14 protein-coding genes are annotated in these 15883 nt (G+C 58.8%); 10 read left to right on the top strand and 4 right to left on the bottom strand.

What is annotated here, in order from left to right; genetic code table 11:
* Nucleotides 1-78: 78 nt before the first annotated feature.
* A complete protein-coding gene (locus ACR0BU_RS09790) occupies nt 79-933 on the top strand; it encodes a LysR family transcriptional regulator (RefSeq protein WP_480737061.1) in 855 nt (284 codons plus the stop codon).
* A 4-nt stretch (nt 934-937) separates the two neighbouring features.
* On the opposite strand, the gene ACR0BU_RS09785 is transcribed toward ACR0BU_RS09790, so the two are convergent.
* Nucleotides 938-1120, bottom strand: a complete 183-nt coding sequence (locus ACR0BU_RS09785; protein ID WP_480737059.1) for a DUF1674 domain-containing protein — start codon at nt 1118-1120, stop codon at nt 938-940.
* An 88-nt stretch (nt 1121-1208) separates the two neighbouring features.
* Between ACR0BU_RS09785 and ACR0BU_RS09780 the strand changes: the two genes are divergently transcribed.
* From ACR0BU_RS09780 to ACR0BU_RS09750, 7 genes are all read left to right on the top strand, one after another.
* Nucleotides 1209-2468: an RsmB/NOP family class I SAM-dependent RNA methyltransferase gene (locus ACR0BU_RS09780; protein WP_480737057.1), complete on the top strand. Its 1260-nt coding sequence runs from the start codon at nt 1209-1211 to the stop codon at nt 2466-2468.
* An 88-nt stretch (nt 2469-2556) separates the two neighbouring features.
* Nucleotides 2557-4296 carry a heparinase II/III family protein gene (locus ACR0BU_RS09775; protein WP_480737055.1) on the top strand — a complete coding sequence of 580 codons (1740 nt, stop codon included), beginning with the start codon at nt 2557-2559 and terminating at the stop codon, nt 4294-4296.
* Between the two features lie 22 nt (nt 4297-4318).
* On the top strand, nt 4319-5908 hold the full coding sequence (purH, locus tag ACR0BU_RS09770) for a bifunctional phosphoribosylaminoimidazolecarboxamide formyltransferase/IMP cyclohydrolase (RefSeq protein WP_480737054.1): 1590 nt from the start codon (nt 4319-4321) through the stop codon (nt 5906-5908).
* The gene (lspA, locus tag ACR0BU_RS09765) at nt 5908-6384 is read left to right on the top strand and encodes a signal peptidase II (RefSeq protein WP_298934460.1); all 477 of its coding nucleotides are present in this window, start codon (nt 5908-5910) and stop codon (nt 6382-6384) included. The genes purH and lspA overlap by 1 nt, the downstream gene beginning before the upstream one ends.
* A gap of 50 nt (nt 6385-6434) precedes the next feature.
* On the top strand, nt 6435-6953 hold the full coding sequence (locus ACR0BU_RS09760; protein ID WP_480737052.1) for a DUF3035 domain-containing protein: 519 nt from the start codon (nt 6435-6437) through the stop codon (nt 6951-6953).
* 81 nt (nt 6954-7034) lie between these two features.
* Nucleotides 7035-8375, top strand: coding sequence for a M16 family metallopeptidase (locus ACR0BU_RS09755; protein WP_480737050.1), 1341 nt, complete (start codon nt 7035-7037; stop codon nt 8373-8375).
* Nucleotides 8372-9682 carry a M16 family metallopeptidase gene (locus ACR0BU_RS09750; protein WP_480737049.1) on the top strand — a complete coding sequence of 437 codons (1311 nt, stop codon included), beginning with the start codon at nt 8372-8374 and terminating at the stop codon, nt 9680-9682. Before ACR0BU_RS09755 ends, ACR0BU_RS09750 begins: the two co-directional genes overlap by 4 nt.
* Nucleotides 9683-9703: 21 nt before the next feature.
* Here ACR0BU_RS09750 and ACR0BU_RS09745 read toward each other — a convergent pair whose 3' ends face one another.
* The 3 genes from ACR0BU_RS09745 to deoC are packed head-to-tail and all read right to left on the bottom strand — an operon-like array spanning nt 9704 to nt 13919.
* Nucleotides 9704-10513: an SDR family oxidoreductase gene (locus ACR0BU_RS09745; protein ID WP_480737048.1), complete on the bottom strand. Its 810-nt coding sequence runs from the start codon at nt 10511-10513 to the stop codon at nt 9704-9706.
* A 25-nt stretch (nt 10514-10538) separates the two neighbouring features.
* Nucleotides 10539-12872, bottom strand: coding sequence for an aldehyde dehydrogenase family protein (locus ACR0BU_RS09740; RefSeq protein WP_480737046.1), 2334 nt, complete (start codon nt 12870-12872; stop codon nt 10539-10541).
* A 48-nt stretch (nt 12873-12920) separates the two neighbouring features.
* On the bottom strand, nt 12921-13919 hold the full coding sequence (gene deoC, locus ACR0BU_RS09735; RefSeq protein WP_480737045.1) for a deoxyribose-phosphate aldolase: 999 nt from the start codon (nt 13917-13919) through the stop codon (nt 12921-12923).
* A 200-nt stretch (nt 13920-14119) separates the two neighbouring features.
* On the opposite strand from deoC, the gene ACR0BU_RS09730 reads away from it, so the two are divergent.
* Nucleotides 14120-15073, top strand: a complete 954-nt coding sequence (locus ACR0BU_RS09730) for a metal ABC transporter solute-binding protein, Zn/Mn family (RefSeq protein WP_480737044.1) — start codon at nt 14120-14122, stop codon at nt 15071-15073.
* Nucleotides 15074-15076: 3 nt separating this feature from the next.
* Entirely contained in the window at nt 15077-15880 is an 804-nt protein-coding gene (locus ACR0BU_RS09725) for a metal ABC transporter ATP-binding protein (RefSeq protein WP_299078986.1), read from the top strand.
* The last annotated feature ends 3 nt before the right edge of the window (nt 15881-15883 follow it).

The following is a 15883-nucleotide window of genomic DNA, read 5'->3' as shown; positions in this document are numbered from 1 at the left end:
GGGCTTTGCTTGAGCACATACGCCCCTTGTGGCATTACGGCAATTAATCCTTCTTTCTGCTGAGGCATGGAAAATCTAATGGCTGGGAAAAAGATCGGACTGCCTCCGCTGGACTGGCTGCGCGTGTTCGAGGCGGCCGGTCGGCTAGGTGGATTCTCCGCAGCGGCGCGAGAGTTCGGTCTGACGCAAGCGGCAGTCAGCCAGCGGATCGGCAATCTTGAGGCATGGTTGGGTCGGTCCCTATTCGTGCGCGAGGCACGCGGCGTGTCGCTGACCGTTGAAGGCGAAAGCTATCTGCCGTTGGTGCAAGACAGCCTGCAGGCCTTGGAGCGCAATACTGAAGAGTTGTTCGGAAAATCGCCTCGCGCGTTACGGGTGGCGGCGCTGTCGTCACATATTCACGCTCTGGTATTGCCCTGTCTCGCGCGATTTCAGGAAACGCGCCCCAACGTGCGGGTGATGACCGACTCGGTGGCGCGACGGTCGTCGCTGGACGAAGAACGCACGTGGCTTCAAATCCGCTACGGGCGCGGTGCTTGGCCCGGCCGGGATGCAGTATTGATCGCGGATGAAGTGTTGGTGCCGATTGCCGCCGAGGGGGTGTGCTGGGGTGCCCCGCTGATTGACGTACGGGGGGAAAGGCCGGGGTGGCAGGACTGGTCCGTTAAGGCCGATCAGCCGGAGCTGCCGCAATCAAGCGTCAGTTTCGATTCGATGGAACATGCATTGACGGCGGCGCGGCTGGGGATGGGTGTGGCTCTGGGGTCCGTCCCGTTGGCCTCGGATGGCTTACAGGCTGGGCGCTTGCATAGGCTGGACTTGCCGGACTTAGAAACCAAGGATGGCTATTGGCTGACCTGGCCTGAGGAACGGGCAAAATCCAAAAAGCAGCGCGCACTGATTGATGATTTTCTGCAAGCCTTGCGCGGTTGACCGATCAGAAGTCGATCGCCAGCCCTTTTTTCTCCCAGTCGCCATAGCGGGCAGGGTCCGGGCCATCACGTCCGCCCAGTTCATTGGGCAGTTCCTTGGCCTGGGCTTTGGCTTTGCGGCGACGCTCTTCAGCCTCGGCCAAGGCGCGCTGAGCGGCGGCGGGCAAGTCTTTGGGGTCGTCACTCATGACATCGGGTTCCTTTCCGTCCACCGCCTTGATATACGCCCCCGTCCGCCAAAGGCAATGCGGATCCAGGTCACATGAAGGCGGTACCATGTCTAACAGCGCAACAGCAGCGCGGCGCAGCGCAATCCACCTGCTGGATCAGATTCTGGGTGAGGGTCGGTTGCTGTCTGAATGTCTGGCAGCGGGTACGCTCGATCGTTTGCCCCCGGAAGACCGCGCCCGGGCGCAGCGGCTGGCGCTCGAGACCCTGCGGGGTATAGAGCGTGCCGACCGTCTGCTGGAAAATCACCTGAACCGTGCTCCCGCTTTGACTGTGCACAACGCCTTGCGACTTGGTGCGGTTGAGCTTTGCAACGGTGAGGCAGCGCATGGCGTGGTGAATTCGATGGTCGAGATCATCGGGCGGTCGCGCAAGCACGGGCGGTTGAAGGGGCTGGTGAACGCGGTATTGCGTAAAGTTGCCGCTGAAGGGCCGGAAGCCTGGCCAAAAATGCGGGTGCCGCGCCTACCAGAGTGGCTGCGCGACCCACTGGTTGCAGCTTGGGGGCCTGAGGCTGTTGGAGGCATGGAGCAAGCGCACTTCGCGGGTGCGCCACTGGATCTGACCTTGAAACCGGGCCGTGATGCTCCGGCTGGTGAGACGCTGCCAACCGGATCGGTGCGATTAATCAATGCAGGGCAAGTCTCGGCCCTGCCGGGATACACTGCCGGAGATTGGTGGGTTCAGGATGCGGCGGCGGCTTTGCCGGTTCAGATCCTGGCCCCGAAGGTTGGCGAAAGGGTGCTGGACTTATGTGCCGCGCCGGGAGGCAAGACACTGCAGCTGGCGGCTGCTGGCGCCGAGGTCACGGCGCTGGATATCTCAGAGGCGCGGATTGAGCGCGTGCGAGAAAACCTTGCTCGGACCGGGTTGAGCGCTCAGGTGGTTGCAGGCGATGCGCTGGGTCATGCTGGACAGTATGATGCGATTTTGCTGGATGCGCCCTGTTCTGCCACGGGTACGATCCGGCGTCATCCCGATTTGCCGTTCGCCAAGGATGGTTCGGAATTCGGCGATTTGATCGATCTACAATCCCGGATGTTGGCACATGCCTGGACGTTGCTCAAACCCGGCGGGCGGCTGGTCTATTGCACATGCTCCCTGCTGCCTGACGAAGGCGAAGTTCAAATCGAAGAGGCGCTGCCGCAGTATTCGGACATGAGCGTGGATCGCACGACGCTGAACATACCCGGTATCGAAAAAGACTGGATCACCGAAGAAGGCGGTCTGCGGTTGCGACCGGACTATTGGCTGGATCGCGGCGGGATGGATGGGTTCTACATCGCCTGCCTGAACAAATCCGCCTGAGCGCACGCTTTTCGATGACTTGACGACCGGCGCGGTCTATCGTTGGTTCAAGCGCCAGCAGAGCGCAAGGGGCAGAGTAACAAGCGTCATGTCAAATTCGGATACCATGACCAGTCGATGGATGCGGTTTCAGAACCGTTTCTATGCACGCCTGAGCCAACGGCAAAAGGCTGTGACGGGCTTTGTGGCACAGCCGGAACCGCGCAGTGTTGGCGCCTTTGCGCGGGGACGGCAGCTTGTTGCCGGTAACCTTCTGTTCGCCGGATATCTGGTCGAAGCGCAAGACACAGGGTTGTGGGACGTCGCAGCCCCAAGCGCTGGATTTGATGAAGAACGCCACGGTTTTGCATGGCTGGATGATCTGGCCGCTGTTGGAGACATGCGGGCAAGGGAAAAGGCGCAACGCTGGGTCTGGGGCTGGATCGAGGCGCATGGTCGCGGTCACGGGCCCGGCTGGGAGCCTGATCTGACCGGACGGCGAGTGATGCGTTGGATCAACCACGCAATCTTCCTGCTGCGCGGTGTTGACGAAAAACAAAGCAATCAATTCTTCGGAGCGCTTGCACAACAAACCTGGTTTTTGTCGAAACGCTGGCATGCCGCGACACCGGGGCTGCCCCGGTTCGAAGCCTTGGCGGGTCTGGTACAGGCAGGTCTTGCGTTGGAAGGGCTTGAGCAGATGGCGGATCCGGCCCTGCGTGCGCTGGCGCGTGAATGCGACAGGCAGGTAGACAAGCACGGCGGCATTCCAACGCGCAACCCGGAAGAACTGCTCGAAGTGTTCACGCTGCTCAGCTGGACTTCGTCCGCGTTGAATGAGTTGGGACGCGGTACGCCCGCAGCGCAAGCCAATGCCATCAAGCGGATCGCGCCGACCTTGCGCAGTTTGCGTCATGCAGACGGGGCGCTTGCACGATTCCACGGTGGCGGGCGCGGGGTTGAAGGCCGGTTGGAACAGGCTCTGGCCGAAAGCGGTGTGAAGTTCAAGGCCGCGACCGAACTGCCGCTGGGCTACGCCCGCCTCGCTGCTGCGCGAACAACAGTCATCGTCGATGCCAGCACACCACCTTCCGGCGCAGCGTCGCTGAATGCCCACGCCTCGACACTGGCATTCGAACTGACATCCGGACGTCGTCCATTGATCGTGAACTGCGGATCAGGTGCGAGTTTTGGTGTGGAGTGGCGTCGTGCCGGGCGGGCGACCCCCTCGCATTCCACGCTATGCCTGGATGGCTATTCCAGTGCCCGGCTGGCCAATCCCGTTGCAAGCAGCGAGCATCAGGCGCTGATGGATGCGCCGGAGGACGTTCCGGTCGAATTCGCCGACGCGTTCGAAGGGATCGGGTTCATGGCCGGGCATGATGGGTATGCAAAGGTTTTTGGCCTTACACATGCCAGAACATTCGAGCTACGATTTGACGGGCGCAAACTGGTCGGCGAAGATATCTTGGTGACGGCGACAGACAAAGCAAAGCGGCAGTTCGACAAAGCCATAGACGCGTCTGGCCTGTCAGGCCTTGCCTTTGATATTCGGTTTCATCTGCATCCTGACGTGGATGCGGCGGTCGATCTGGGCGGGGCGGCGGTGTCAATGGCACTGAAAAGTGGCGAGATCTGGGTATTTCGCCATGATGGCGTTGGAAAGTTGTCTGTTGAACCAAGCGTTTATCTTGAAAAAGGACGTTTAAAGCCACGCGCGACAAAACAGATCGTTCTATCCGGGCGCGCGATGGAGTATGCGACGCGCATCGGGTGGACGCTGAGCAAGGCACAGGATACAGCCTATGCCGTGCGCGATCTGCACCGGGACGAGCCCGAATTCGACTGACGCCAAAAGGACCCTTGGACCCATGACCGACTTTCACCCCGTGCGCCGCGCGTTGCTTTCCGTTTCCGACAAGACCGGATTGATCGAGCTGGGAAAGGCGCTGGCCGAGCGCGGGATCGAGCTGCTGTCGACTGGCGGGACCGCTAAGGCGCTGCGCGATGCAGGGCTAGAGGTTAAGGATGTCAGCGAAATCACCGGCTTCCCCGAGATGATGGATGGCCGGGTCAAGACGCTGCATCCCATGGTACATGGCGGCCTGCTGGCGCTGCGGGACAATGATACGCATGTCGCTGCGATGAATGAATACGGTATCGGTGCAATCGACCTTCTGGTGGTGAACCTCTACCCGTTCGAGGCGACCGTCGCCAAAGGTGCAGACTACGATGAATGCATCGAAAACATCGACATTGGCGGCCCGGCAATGATCCGCGCAGCGTCCAAGAACCATGCATTTGTGAACGTGGTGGTGGATGTCGAAGATTATTCCTCTCTGCTGGATCAGTTGGAAGAGAATTACGGCAAGACCTCGCTGGGGTTCCGTCAGTGGCTTGCCCAAAAGGCCTATGCCCGCACTGCAGCTTATGACAGTTCTGTATCGAACTGGATGGCCGACGCTCTGCGGCTTGAGGCACCCAAACGCCGCGCTTTTGCGGGTGAGTTGAAACAGACCCTTCGTTATGGCGAGAACAGCCATCAGCAGGCTGCGTTCTACACCGATGGGACCAATCGCCCCGGCGTGGCCACTGCCGTGCAACACCAGGGCAAGGAACTGAGTTATAATAACATCAACGACACCGATGCGGCTTTTGAACTGGTTGCCGAGTTCGACCCCGCTCAGGGTGCGGCTTGTGCAATCATCAAACACGCCAACCCATGTGGTGTGGCCAAGGGCGCGACGCTGATTGAGGCTTACAAGGCTGCGTTCGACTGTGACCGCACCTCGGCCTTTGGTGGGATTGTGGCGCTGAACCAGCCACTAGACGCCGAAACTGCACAGGAAATCACAGGCATTTTCACCGAGGTTGTGATCGCCCCGGGCGCATCGGATGAGGCAAAAGCGATCTTTGCGGCTAAGAAGAACTTACGACTGCTGACGACCGAAGCACTGCCGGATGTAACTGCGGCCGGCAAGACGGTGCGTCAGGTGGCTGGTGGCCTTTTGGTGCAAGACAAGGACAATGGCTTTGTTGGCCTGGACGACCTGAAGGTTGTCACCAAGAAAGCCCCGTCAGATGAGCAGATGAGCGACCTGTTGTTTGCCTGGAAAGTGGCCAAACACGTCAAGTCCAATGCCATTGTCTATGTCAAAGACGGCGCAACTGTGGGCGTCGGCGCGGGTCAAATGAGCCGCGTCGATTCGGCCCTGATTGCTGCTAAAAAAGCCGAACGTATGGCCGACGTACTTAACTTGCCGCAGCCGTTGACAATCGGGTCCGCCGTGGCTTCGGATGCGTTTTTCCCTTTCCCCGACGGGTTGATGGAGGCCGCCGAGGCCGGCGCGACCTGTGTGATTCAGCCGGGCGGCTCGATGCGGGATGACGAAGTGATCGCCGCCGCTGACGAGGCCGGATTAGCGATGGTCTTCACCGGCATGAGGCATTTCCGGCACTGATGGGTTATCGGCTGTTGATCTGGGCCGGATTGGCCGCGTTTGTGATCGACCAGGTCAGTAAGTATCTGGTCGTTCATGTGATGCGCGTGGCTGATCAACTGGGAGGCATCGATGTGCTGCCGCCCCTTCTGGTGTTCAAGTACGGCGAGAATCGCGGGATCAATTTCGGCTTGTTTCAGGGCGACAGTGACGCGTCCCGCTGGGTATTGATTGGTGTTTCCATCGCCATCTGCTTCGCTGTCGTGATCTGGTTGCGGCGTTCGACAGCGACAAACTTCATGCTGATATGTGGCGGTCTGTTGATTGGCGGCGCGTTGGGGAATGTGATTGATCGCATCTTATACGGCTTTGTTCTGGATTTTCTGAACATGTCCTGCTGTGGAATCAACAATCCGTTTGTGTTCAATCTGGCCGATGTGTTCATATTTGCCGGAGCAATTGGTCTGGTTTTGTTCGATGGCAAAAAGCCCTCGTGACGCGCCGGTTGATATGCGATAAAAGCTGACAAAACAGGCTGGAGACGATAATGCGGATGCCGCGTGCGATACTTGCTTTGACTGTTGCAGCCGCCGTTGTGGGATGCTCCAACCCTGGCTTGCGCGATCTCGAGCCTCCGGGTCAGGGACCGGATGAGTTTTCGGTGCTGCCGGTCAAACCGCTGACGGAACCTCAGGATTATGCTTTCCTGCCCGCGCCGACGCCGGGTGGCGGGAACCTGACGGATCCCAACCCCAATGCCGATGCAGTTGCCGCATTGGGTGGAAACCCTGCAGCGTTGAACCCGAACACCTCTGTTCCATCTTCTGATGCAGCGCTGGTTACGGCGTCCAGCCGCTATGGTGTGCCCGCCAACACGCGGCAGGTTGTTCAGGAAGAGGATGATGCGTTCCGCAAGCGACGTGGTCGCTGGACCGGCCTGCGCTTGTTCCCGGTTGATCGCTATGCCCAGGTTTATGAACGTCAATCCATTGATCCATTTCAGGAAACCGAGGCAGCCCGCGGCGTTGGCCTAGAAACACCATCGTCGCCCCCTGCGAATGAATAATTCTTAACTTTCCGTCATCTCCCTTGAACCTGCGCCGCACCACCGTAGTTTGAAACCCAGAAACGAAACGGAGGATGCCCCATGGTTCGGGCCCTGACACTGTCGGCCGCCCTGATTGCCGCCACCCCGGTTTTTGCCGAGGATGGACAAGAGGCGGTCACAACATTTACGCTGGACAACGGCATGGACGTTGTGGTGGTCGAAGATCACCGCGCGCCAGTCGTTCAGCATATGGTCTGGTATCGGGCTGGTTCGGCTGATGAACCTGTCGGATCATCCGGCGTGGCACATTTTCTGGAACATTTGTTGTTCAAAGGCACCGATACGCTGGCGCCCGGTGAATTTTCGGCCACCGTTGCGGCAAACGGTGGCAATGACAACGCATTTACCTCATACGATTACACCGCCTATTTTCAGCGCGTCGCTGCAGATCGTCTGGAACTGATGATGCGGATGGAGGCGGACCGGATGCGTAACATCCGCCTGTCCGAAAACGACATCCTCACCGAACGCGATGTGATTTTAGAAGAACGCAACCAGCGCACTGAAAACAATCCGCGCGCCTTGTTTGGTGAGCAGATGAGCGCGGCGCAATATCTTAACCATCGGTATGGCGTGCCAATCATCGGCTGGAAGCACGAGATGGAAACGCTGGATATGGATGATGCCCTGTCCTTCTACCAAACCCATTACGCGCCTAATAACGCCATTCTGGTCGTGACCGGAGACGTCGACCCGGACGAGGTTCGCGCCTTGGCCGACCAGTATTACGGTGTGATCCCTGCCAACGCGGATTTGCCTGAACGCGTGCGCTCTCAGGAACCGCCGCAAACCACCGAACGTCGGTTGACTTACAAGGACCCGCGCGTTTCGCAACCTTATGTGCAGCGCAGCTATCTTGCGCCTGAACGCGACCCGGGTGCGCAGGAAAAAGCCGCTGCTTTGTATCTGCTGGCTGAGCTTTTGGGGGGCGGAACGACCTCTTACCTGAATGAGAAACTTCAGTTCGGAGATCAGAAGGTTGTTTATGCTGGCGCGTTTTATCGCGGCGTATCTCTGGATGACACGACGTTTGATCTTTTGGTCGTACCTGCCGAAGGCGTTTCACTGCAAGAGGCTGAAGATGCCATGGATCAGACCGTTGCCGATTTCATTGCCGAAGGTGTGAACGAAGAGGATCTGGAGCGTATCAAAATGCAATTGCGTGCTGCTCAGACCTATGCGCGCGACAATGTGGATGGGATTGGCAACCGCTATGGCCGGGCATTGACCAGTGGTCTGACCGTCGAAGATGTTCAGGCTTGGCCGGACATCCTGCAGGCCGTCACCGGTGATGAGATCATCGCGGCTGCCCGCGACGTGCTGCAACCCGAGGCATCCGTCACCGGTTGGCTGATGCGCGACGACGAGGTGACGCAATGAAGGCCTTTGTCACAACTCTGATTGTCCTTGTTTTTGCGCTGCCCGCCTGGGCCGAGATCGAGATCAAAGAGGTCACCTCGCCCGGCGGCATCACCGCTTGGCTGGTCGAAGACCATTCGATCCCGTTCACCGCTCTGGAATTGCGGTTCCGGGGCGGAACATCGCTGGATGATCCGGACAAACGCGGCGCGGTTTACCTCATGAGCGGGTTGATCGAAGAAGGGGCTGGCGACATGGATGCCCGTTCTTATGCTCGGGAGCTTGAGTCTCTGGCCGCTTCATTCGGCTACAATGCCAGCGACGATACGGTGTCCATTTCCGCGCAGTTTCTGACCGAAAACCGGGACGAGGTTGTGGGATTGTTGCAAACCACCCTTCACCAGCCTCGGTTTGATCAGGATGCGGTGGATCGGGTGCGGGCGCAGATCCTGTCGGGCCTCAGATCGGATCAGACTGACCCGAACGACATTGCCGGGCGCAGTTTCGCCAAAATGGCGTACGGAGAGCACCCTTACGGGTCCGAAGGCAAAGGAAATCTGGACAGCGTTGCGGGCCTGACACGCGAAGACGTGGTGGCAGCTTATGACAATGTGTTTGCCAAGGACCGCCTGTTTGTCGGTGCCGTAGGCGATATCACGGCAGAAGAATTGGGCGTATTGCTCGACCAGCTTCTTGCGGATTTGCCGGAGACGGGCAAGCCGATCCCGGGTAAGGCCGAGGTTTCAATCTCAGGCGGTGTCAGCGTTATCGACTTTGATACGCCGCAATCGGTCGCCCTGTTCGGCCAGAAAGGGATCGACCGTGATGATCCGGATTTCTTCGCCGCCTACATCCTGAACCATATCCTGGGCGGTGGCGGTTTCGAAAGTCGCCTGATGCAGGAGGTTCGGGAAAAACGCGGCCTGACTTACGGTGTGGGGACGTATCTGGTGCCCAAGGATTTGGCTTCGGTTTATCTAGGCTCGGTATCTTCGGCCAATGACCGGATCGCTGAGGCAGTCGAAGTTATCCGGGCCGAATGGGCCCGCGCTGCTGAAGACGGCGTCACGCAGAAAGAGCTGGATGATGCCAAGACCTATCTGACTGGCGCCTATCCGCTGCGGTTCGATGGCAACGCGCAGATCGCGGGGATAATGGTTGGCATGCAGATGGAAGGTCTGCCGATCGACTATATCGCCACACGTAACGACAAGGTGAACGCGGTAACGCTGGAAGAAGTGAACCGTGTCGCGTCTGAATTGCTCGACCCAGACGGGCTGCATTTCACTGTTGTTGGCAAGCCGGTTGGTTTGGAAACCACCAATTGAATGATGGGGGTTGAGCGATGCTCAACCCTTTTTCATGCCACGCAGCATCTGACCCATCATTTGGCCGAACTTACCTGAGCCTCGCTGATACAACGCACCATCAACGGCGAGAACTGTGCCGCTGATATAGCTGGCCATGTCCGAGCTGAGGAACAGGCAGGCATTGGCAACGTCTTGCGGTTGCCCCCAACGGCCCAATGGGACGTCCTTGCGCAATGCTTCTCCGGCATCGGGTGTCGGTGCCAGACGTTTGGCGCCTTCAGTGCCTTCGATGAAACCGGGCACAACCGAGTTCACGCGGATGCCCTCGACGCCCCATTCCATCGACAAAGTACGCGTGATCTGGTCCACGCCCGCTTTGGCGGCGCAGACATGGGCCTGGCCTTCATAAGGCAGATAAGACTGCGGGGCCGAGATGTTGATGATGCTGGCACCGGGGCGTTTCAGATAAGGATAGGCCCCTTTCAACACATGGATAGTACCCATCAGATCAATGTCTATCACCGTCTTGAACGCGTTGACCGACATCTCGGCAGCGAGTGCCGGGAAGTTGCCGGCCGCGCCGGACACCAGCACGTCAAAGTCGCCCAAAGCCTCATGGAATTGTCTAAGACCTGCAGCCACCGCGTCAGAGTCGCGAACATCAAAGGCGGTACCGATCGCCTCAGCCGCGCCGGCCGCTTTCAGGGCCGCGACCGTATCGTCCACTTTCTCCTGCGATCGACTGGCGACGGCCAGTTTGGCACCGGAGGCTGCAAAAGCCTCAGCAATGCCACGGTTGATACCACTTGTGCCGCCGATCACGATGACGGTTTTTCCTGCAAAGTCCATGTAGACCTCCCAAACTGCGAGAGCCTTACTCGCCGTAGGGCACCCAGATGTTCTTGATTTCAGTGGCAGCCTGAAGGAAGCGACGCGAATGGTCCATGCTCCAGTCAATTGCCGTCGCGTTATTGACCCAGGTCCGCTTGAGGTTCCCGGCGGATACGACCTCGATTTCCTTCGACAGGTCGGTGGACGAGAATGACCAGACCGCATCCACGTTCAGATGCGAGGCCAGCGGTTTCGCCAGTTCTGCGTGGCTGCCCGTCAGGATGTTGACCACACCTGCAGGGACGTCGGAGGTTTCGAGAATCTGATAGAAATCGGTGGCCGCCAACGGATGGGGCTCGGACGCAGCCAGAACCACGCGGTTGCCCATCGCAATCGCTGGGGCCATAGCCGAGACAAGACCCAGCAGCGGAGCTTCGTCGGCACAAAGGGCACCTATGACACCGACCGGTTCTTTCATGGCAATGGCGACGCCCCGGATTGGAACGCCATGCACCTGACCGTCATACTTGTCGGCCCAGGCGGCGGCGGTGAACAGGCGCTGGATCGAGGCTTCGACCTCTTTCGTACCGTCCTTCTTGCCGGTCATGGTGTCAATGCGGGCAGCGAATTCATCGGCTCGGGCCGAGAGGTTCTCGCCGATATAATACAGGATCTGTGCCCGCAGATGGCCGGTGGTTTTGGACCAGCCTTTGGCGCCTGCTGCGGCCTCAACCGCGTTGCGAATGTCTTTGCGGTTGGCAAGGCCCACATGACCCAATAGGCCGGACTTGCCCCAGATCGGCTTCGAATAACCAGAATCGGGTCGCGCTTGTTTGCCGCCAACATACATTTTGGCGGTACGGTCAATCGGATCGATGGGAGCGCCTTCGCCGGTCGCCGTTTCAACCTTTATCAGCGACTTGGTCTTGCCTTTGGGTTTGGTGTAAGCCGCCAGACCCTCCCAGCCGCCTTCACGGCCGAAGCCGCTTTCACGCACACCGCCGAACCCGGCAGCCGCATCGAACAGGTTGGTGGCATTCACCCAGACCACCCCCGCTACCAGCTTTGGCGCGATGTCCAGCGCAAGGTTCACATTCTCGGTCCAGACAGTCGCGGCCAGCCCGTAGCGGGTGTTGTTGGCAAGCTCTACGGCTTCTTCCGGCGTGCGGAAGGTTGAAGATACCAGAACTGGACCAAAGATTTCTTCCTGCATCAGCGGGTCGGACGTTTCGAGTCCCGAGATCAGCGTCGGCGGATAATAGCAGCCATTCGCGGGCAGCTCGCAGGCTGCCTGATGCACGTGACCAGCGGTGTTGCTTTCGACCAGACCCTTGATGGTCTGCAGCTGGACCGGGTCCACAACCGCGCCCACGTCGATGCATTTATCCAGCGGATCACCAATTCGCAGCGTGTCCATCCGCGCGCGCAGCTTGTCGTGGAAGCGGTCCGCGATACCTTCCTGCACCAGCAGGCGAGACCCTGCACAGCAGACCTGGCCCTGATTGAACCAGATCGCGTCGACCAACCCTTCGATTGCTGAATCGATATCGGCGTCGTCAAAGACGACATAGGCGGACTTGCCGCCTAGCTCTAACGTCAGTTCCTTGCCCGAGCCACCAGTCGCTTCCCGAATGCGGCGGCCCACAACGGTCGAGCCGGTAAAGGCGATCTTGTCCACGTCCGAGGCCACGATCATCTCACCCACCGCGCCGTCACCGGTGACAATGTTGACCACGCCCTTGGGCAGCCCGGCCTGTGTGCAGATATCGGCAAACAGAAGCGCGGTTAGCGAAGTATATTCGGCAGGTTTCAGAACCACCGTGTTGCCCATTGCCAGAGCGGGGGCGATCTTCCACGCCAGCATCAGCAGCGGGAAGTTCCAGGGGATGATCTGACCACAAACCCCCAGCGCTTCTGCATCGGACAGTTCGCTTTCCATCAACTGCGCCATGCCCGCGTGGTAGTAGAAATGACGCTGCGCCAGTGGGATATCGATGTCACGCGATTCACGGATCGGTTTGCCGTTGTCCAGACTCTCCAGCACCGCAAACAGACGGGAATGCTTCTGCAACAGGCGCGCAATGGCATAAAGGTACCGTGCACGACCCGCACCGCCCAGCTTCTCCCATTTCGGTTGCGCCTTGCGGGCGGCGGCTACGGCTGCGTCCACATCGGCCTGCTTGGCTTGGCTCAATTTGGCCAAAACTTCTCCGGTCGCTGGGTTGCGGCTTTCGAACCCTTTGCCCGGTTTGGTGAACGCACCATCAATATAGTGACCGAACTTGTCGCCCTGATCGACCAGCCAGGCCAGCGCCTCGGCAGCGCTTTCGGGGGCAGGGCCGTAATCCATGGTTTCGAAAATCTCTTTGACTGTCATCGCTTCATCTTTTCCCAAATACTCATCGCCCAGACGTCACCAACGGGCTCACCCCATCGAATGCCTGTATCCGGCCGAGTAGGCTCCAGTCACATAGTGTTCCAACTGCCGCTCAATATCGCCCAATAAGGAAGACGCGCCAAAACGGAACAGGTCGGGTTCCAACCAGCGAACGCCCAATTCGTCCTTGATCAGAGACAGGTAGACCAATGCGTCCTTGGCTTTCGAGATACCGCCTGCAGGTTTGTAACCCACGCGATACCCGGTGCGGTCATAGTAATCTCGGATCGCGCGGATCATCACCAGCGACACGGGCAGCGTGGCATTGACGCTTTCTTTGCCGGTCGAGGTTTTGATGAAGTCCGCCCCGGCCATCATGCAGACCAGCGAGGCGCGCGCCACGTTACGCAAGGATCCAAGTTCGCCCGTTGCAAGGATGGCTTTGACATGTGCGTCGCCGCAGGCCAAGCGAAAGGCCTTCATCTCTTCATACAAGGCTTGCCAGTCACCCGACAGGACGTGGCGGCGTGAGATCACGATGTCGATCTCCTCTGCTCCGGCCTTCACGCTTTCCTCGATTTCGGCTACGCGCAGATGGAAGGGCGACAGACCTGCGGGGAAGCCGGTCGAGACGGCTGCAACAGGAATCCCGGTTCCTTCTAATGCGCTTACCGCGGTTTCAATCATGTCGTGATAGACGCAGACCGCCCCGGTTGTGATTGGTGGCATGTCCAATGCTTGCAGTGTCGAAGGAGCCACCGGCTGCCGCGCCTTGGCACATAGCCGCCGGACACGACCCACGGTGTCATCGCCGGACAGGGTGGTCAGATCGATCATCGTGATCGCCTTAAGCAACCATGCTGCCTGATACTCTTTCTTGACCGACCGTCGACCGGGCAGGGTGGCGGCGCGGCGCTCAATGGCCGAGGTATTGGCCTGCACGGCGCGCACCCAATCCAGATCGAGATCCATGCCCGGATTGCGGGGTTCAGTCACTTGCGGCAGATGCGCGGTGCGCACGGGGCTTTCTGAGCTCTGCGTTTCCATCTTCACGTCCTTTGGGAGGTTTGCGTCAAAATCGCACGGCATGCGACCAAATGGAAGGCATACAAGCCGATTGGCAGGAGATTATTTGACCATTTGGACAAAATATGGGGATTTAGTTGCGAATAATTCGCATTAGCGTTGACTTAGTTGCGAATGGTTCTCATATTCAGTCGCAAGAGAGCACCTTGAAAGGCACGCACATGATTCGTCGCAGTTTTCTTGCAGCTTTGGCACTTGCCGCTGCTTTGCCCATCGCAACCTGGGCTGACGCGCCACTGAAAGTGGTTGCGACGACAGGCATGATTGCAGATGCGGCGCGTCAGGTCGGTGGCGATCAGGTCGAGGTTAAGGGCTTGATGGGACCAGGCGTTGACCCGCATGCCTATCGCCAGACCCGCAGTGACATTGTGGCGATGACTCGTGCAGATCTGGTGCTTTGGCATGGTCTGTATCTTGAAGCGCAGATGGAAGGCTTCTTTCAGGATCTCGCGCGTAAACGGACGGTTATCGCGGTTGCGGATGGAATTGATAAGTCCAAACTGCGCGCCCATGACGACTATGCCGACAAATACGACCCACATGTGTGGATGACGCCCGAGCTGTGGCGTGATGTTGTCATCGAAGTGCAGGCCGCGTTGACGGAAGTACGCCCCGAAGCGGCCGAGATCTTTGCGACCAACGCGCAGGCCCATCTGGCTGATGTCGACCGTCTGACCGCCTATGCACAGGACACGCTTGGGACTGTGCCGGACAACAACAAGGTTTTGGTCACGGCGCATGACGCCTTTGGCTATTTCGGTGAAAGCTTCGGGTTCGAGGTGCTGGGAATTCAGGGCATCTCGACCCAGTCTGAAGCCGGGTTGAACCGGATTGGCGAGTTGGTTGATTTGCTGGTTGATCGTCAGATTACGGCCGTTTTTGTCGAAAGCTCAGTCTCGGATCGTTCGATGCGGGCGCTGATCGAAGGTGCTGCCGCGAAAGGGCACAAGGTTAAGGTTGGTGGTGAGCTGTTCTCGGACGCCATGGGCGATGACGGGACCTACGAAGGCACTTATGTTGGCATGCTGGATCACAACATAACGGTGATTGCCGGGGCATTGGACGGTGACGTGCCCGGTTGCGGCATGGACGGAAGACTGTCGGCGGGGTTCTGAGAAATGCTGGATCTGGTAGCGGATCAAGGTGTCAAAGTGGCGGACCAAGGGTTGGTGGCAAGCCCCCTGGCCATCCGGGGTCTGACCGTGTCCTACGGCCAAAAACCGGCCGTGTTTTCGGTAGACATGACCGTGCAGCCCGGCGCCATGACAGCGATCATTGGTCCGAACGGGGCCGGGAAATCGACCTTGCTGAAAGCGGCGCTAGGGATTGTCTCACCTTTATCTGGTCAGGTGAGCGTGTTTGGCAGGCCGTTGGAAAAACAGCGCGCACGTATCGCGTATGTCCCGCAACGTGCCAGTGTAGATTGGGACTTTCCCACCCGTGTGATCGATGTGATTCTGATGGGGCTGTCGCGCGAATTGGGCTTGCTGAGGCGTGTTCGTGCCCGCCATGTGTCTTACGCCAAGGAATGCTTGAAACGAGTTGGCATGCAGGATTTTGCAGACCGACAGATCGGACAATTGTCTGGCGGTCAGCAGCAGCGGGTCTTTCTGGCACGCGCCCTTGCTCAGGATGCAGATCTGTATCTACTGGATGAACCCTTTGCCGGGGTCGATGCGGCCACCGAAAAAGCGATTATTGAGGTGCTGAAATCGCTTAAAGAGGCCGGCAAGACCGTAGTGGTCGTGCATCACGACCTGGCGACGGTCACGGACTACTTTGACCATGTCTTCCTGATCAACACACGCAAAGTGGCTGAGGGAACAGTGGCAGAAGCCTTTACCGCTGAGACCCTGCAATCTGCGTATGGCGGTCGGTTGGCAACTGCGCAGATCGACCAGATCTCACGCGCACTGGGATAAATC

The organism is Ruegeria sp. CK2 (genome assembly GCF_056536585.1).
This window is presented reverse-complemented; position numbering and strand designations above follow the sequence as displayed.

Coding starts and splice junctions, on each gene's coding strand:
- ACR0BU_RS09790 (WP_480737061.1), top strand. CDS start 79: ATGGCTGGGAAAAAGATCGGACTGCCTCCGCTGGACTGGCTGCGCGTG.
- ACR0BU_RS09785 (WP_480737059.1), bottom strand. CDS start 1,120: ATGAGTGACGACCCCAAAGACTTGCCCGCCGCCGCTCAGCGCGCCTTG.
- ACR0BU_RS09780 (WP_480737057.1), top strand. CDS start 1,209: ATGTCTAACAGCGCAACAGCAGCGCGGCGCAGCGCAATCCACCTGCTG.
- ACR0BU_RS09775 (WP_480737055.1), top strand. CDS start 2,557: ATGTCAAATTCGGATACCATGACCAGTCGATGGATGCGGTTTCAGAAC.
- purH (WP_480737054.1), top strand. CDS start 4,319: ATGACCGACTTTCACCCCGTGCGCCGCGCGTTGCTTTCCGTTTCCGAC.
- lspA (WP_298934460.1), top strand. CDS start 5,908: ATGGGTTATCGGCTGTTGATCTGGGCCGGATTGGCCGCGTTTGTGATC.
- ACR0BU_RS09760 (WP_480737052.1), top strand. CDS start 6,435: ATGCGGATGCCGCGTGCGATACTTGCTTTGACTGTTGCAGCCGCCGTT.
- ACR0BU_RS09755 (WP_480737050.1), top strand. CDS start 7,035: ATGGTTCGGGCCCTGACACTGTCGGCCGCCCTGATTGCCGCCACCCCG.
- ACR0BU_RS09750 (WP_480737049.1), top strand. CDS start 8,372: ATGAAGGCCTTTGTCACAACTCTGATTGTCCTTGTTTTTGCGCTGCCC.
- ACR0BU_RS09745 (WP_480737048.1), bottom strand. CDS start 10,513: ATGGACTTTGCAGGAAAAACCGTCATCGTGATCGGCGGCACAAGTGGT.
- ACR0BU_RS09740 (WP_480737046.1), bottom strand. CDS start 12,872: ATGACAGTCAAAGAGATTTTCGAAACCATGGATTACGGCCCTGCCCCC.
- deoC (WP_480737045.1), bottom strand. CDS start 13,919: ATGGAAACGCAGAGCTCAGAAAGCCCCGTGCGCACCGCGCATCTGCCG.
- ACR0BU_RS09730 (WP_480737044.1), top strand. CDS start 14,120: ATGATTCGTCGCAGTTTTCTTGCAGCTTTGGCACTTGCCGCTGCTTTG.
- ACR0BU_RS09725 (WP_299078986.1), top strand. CDS start 15,077: ATGCTGGATCTGGTAGCGGATCAAGGTGTCAAAGTGGCGGACCAAGGG.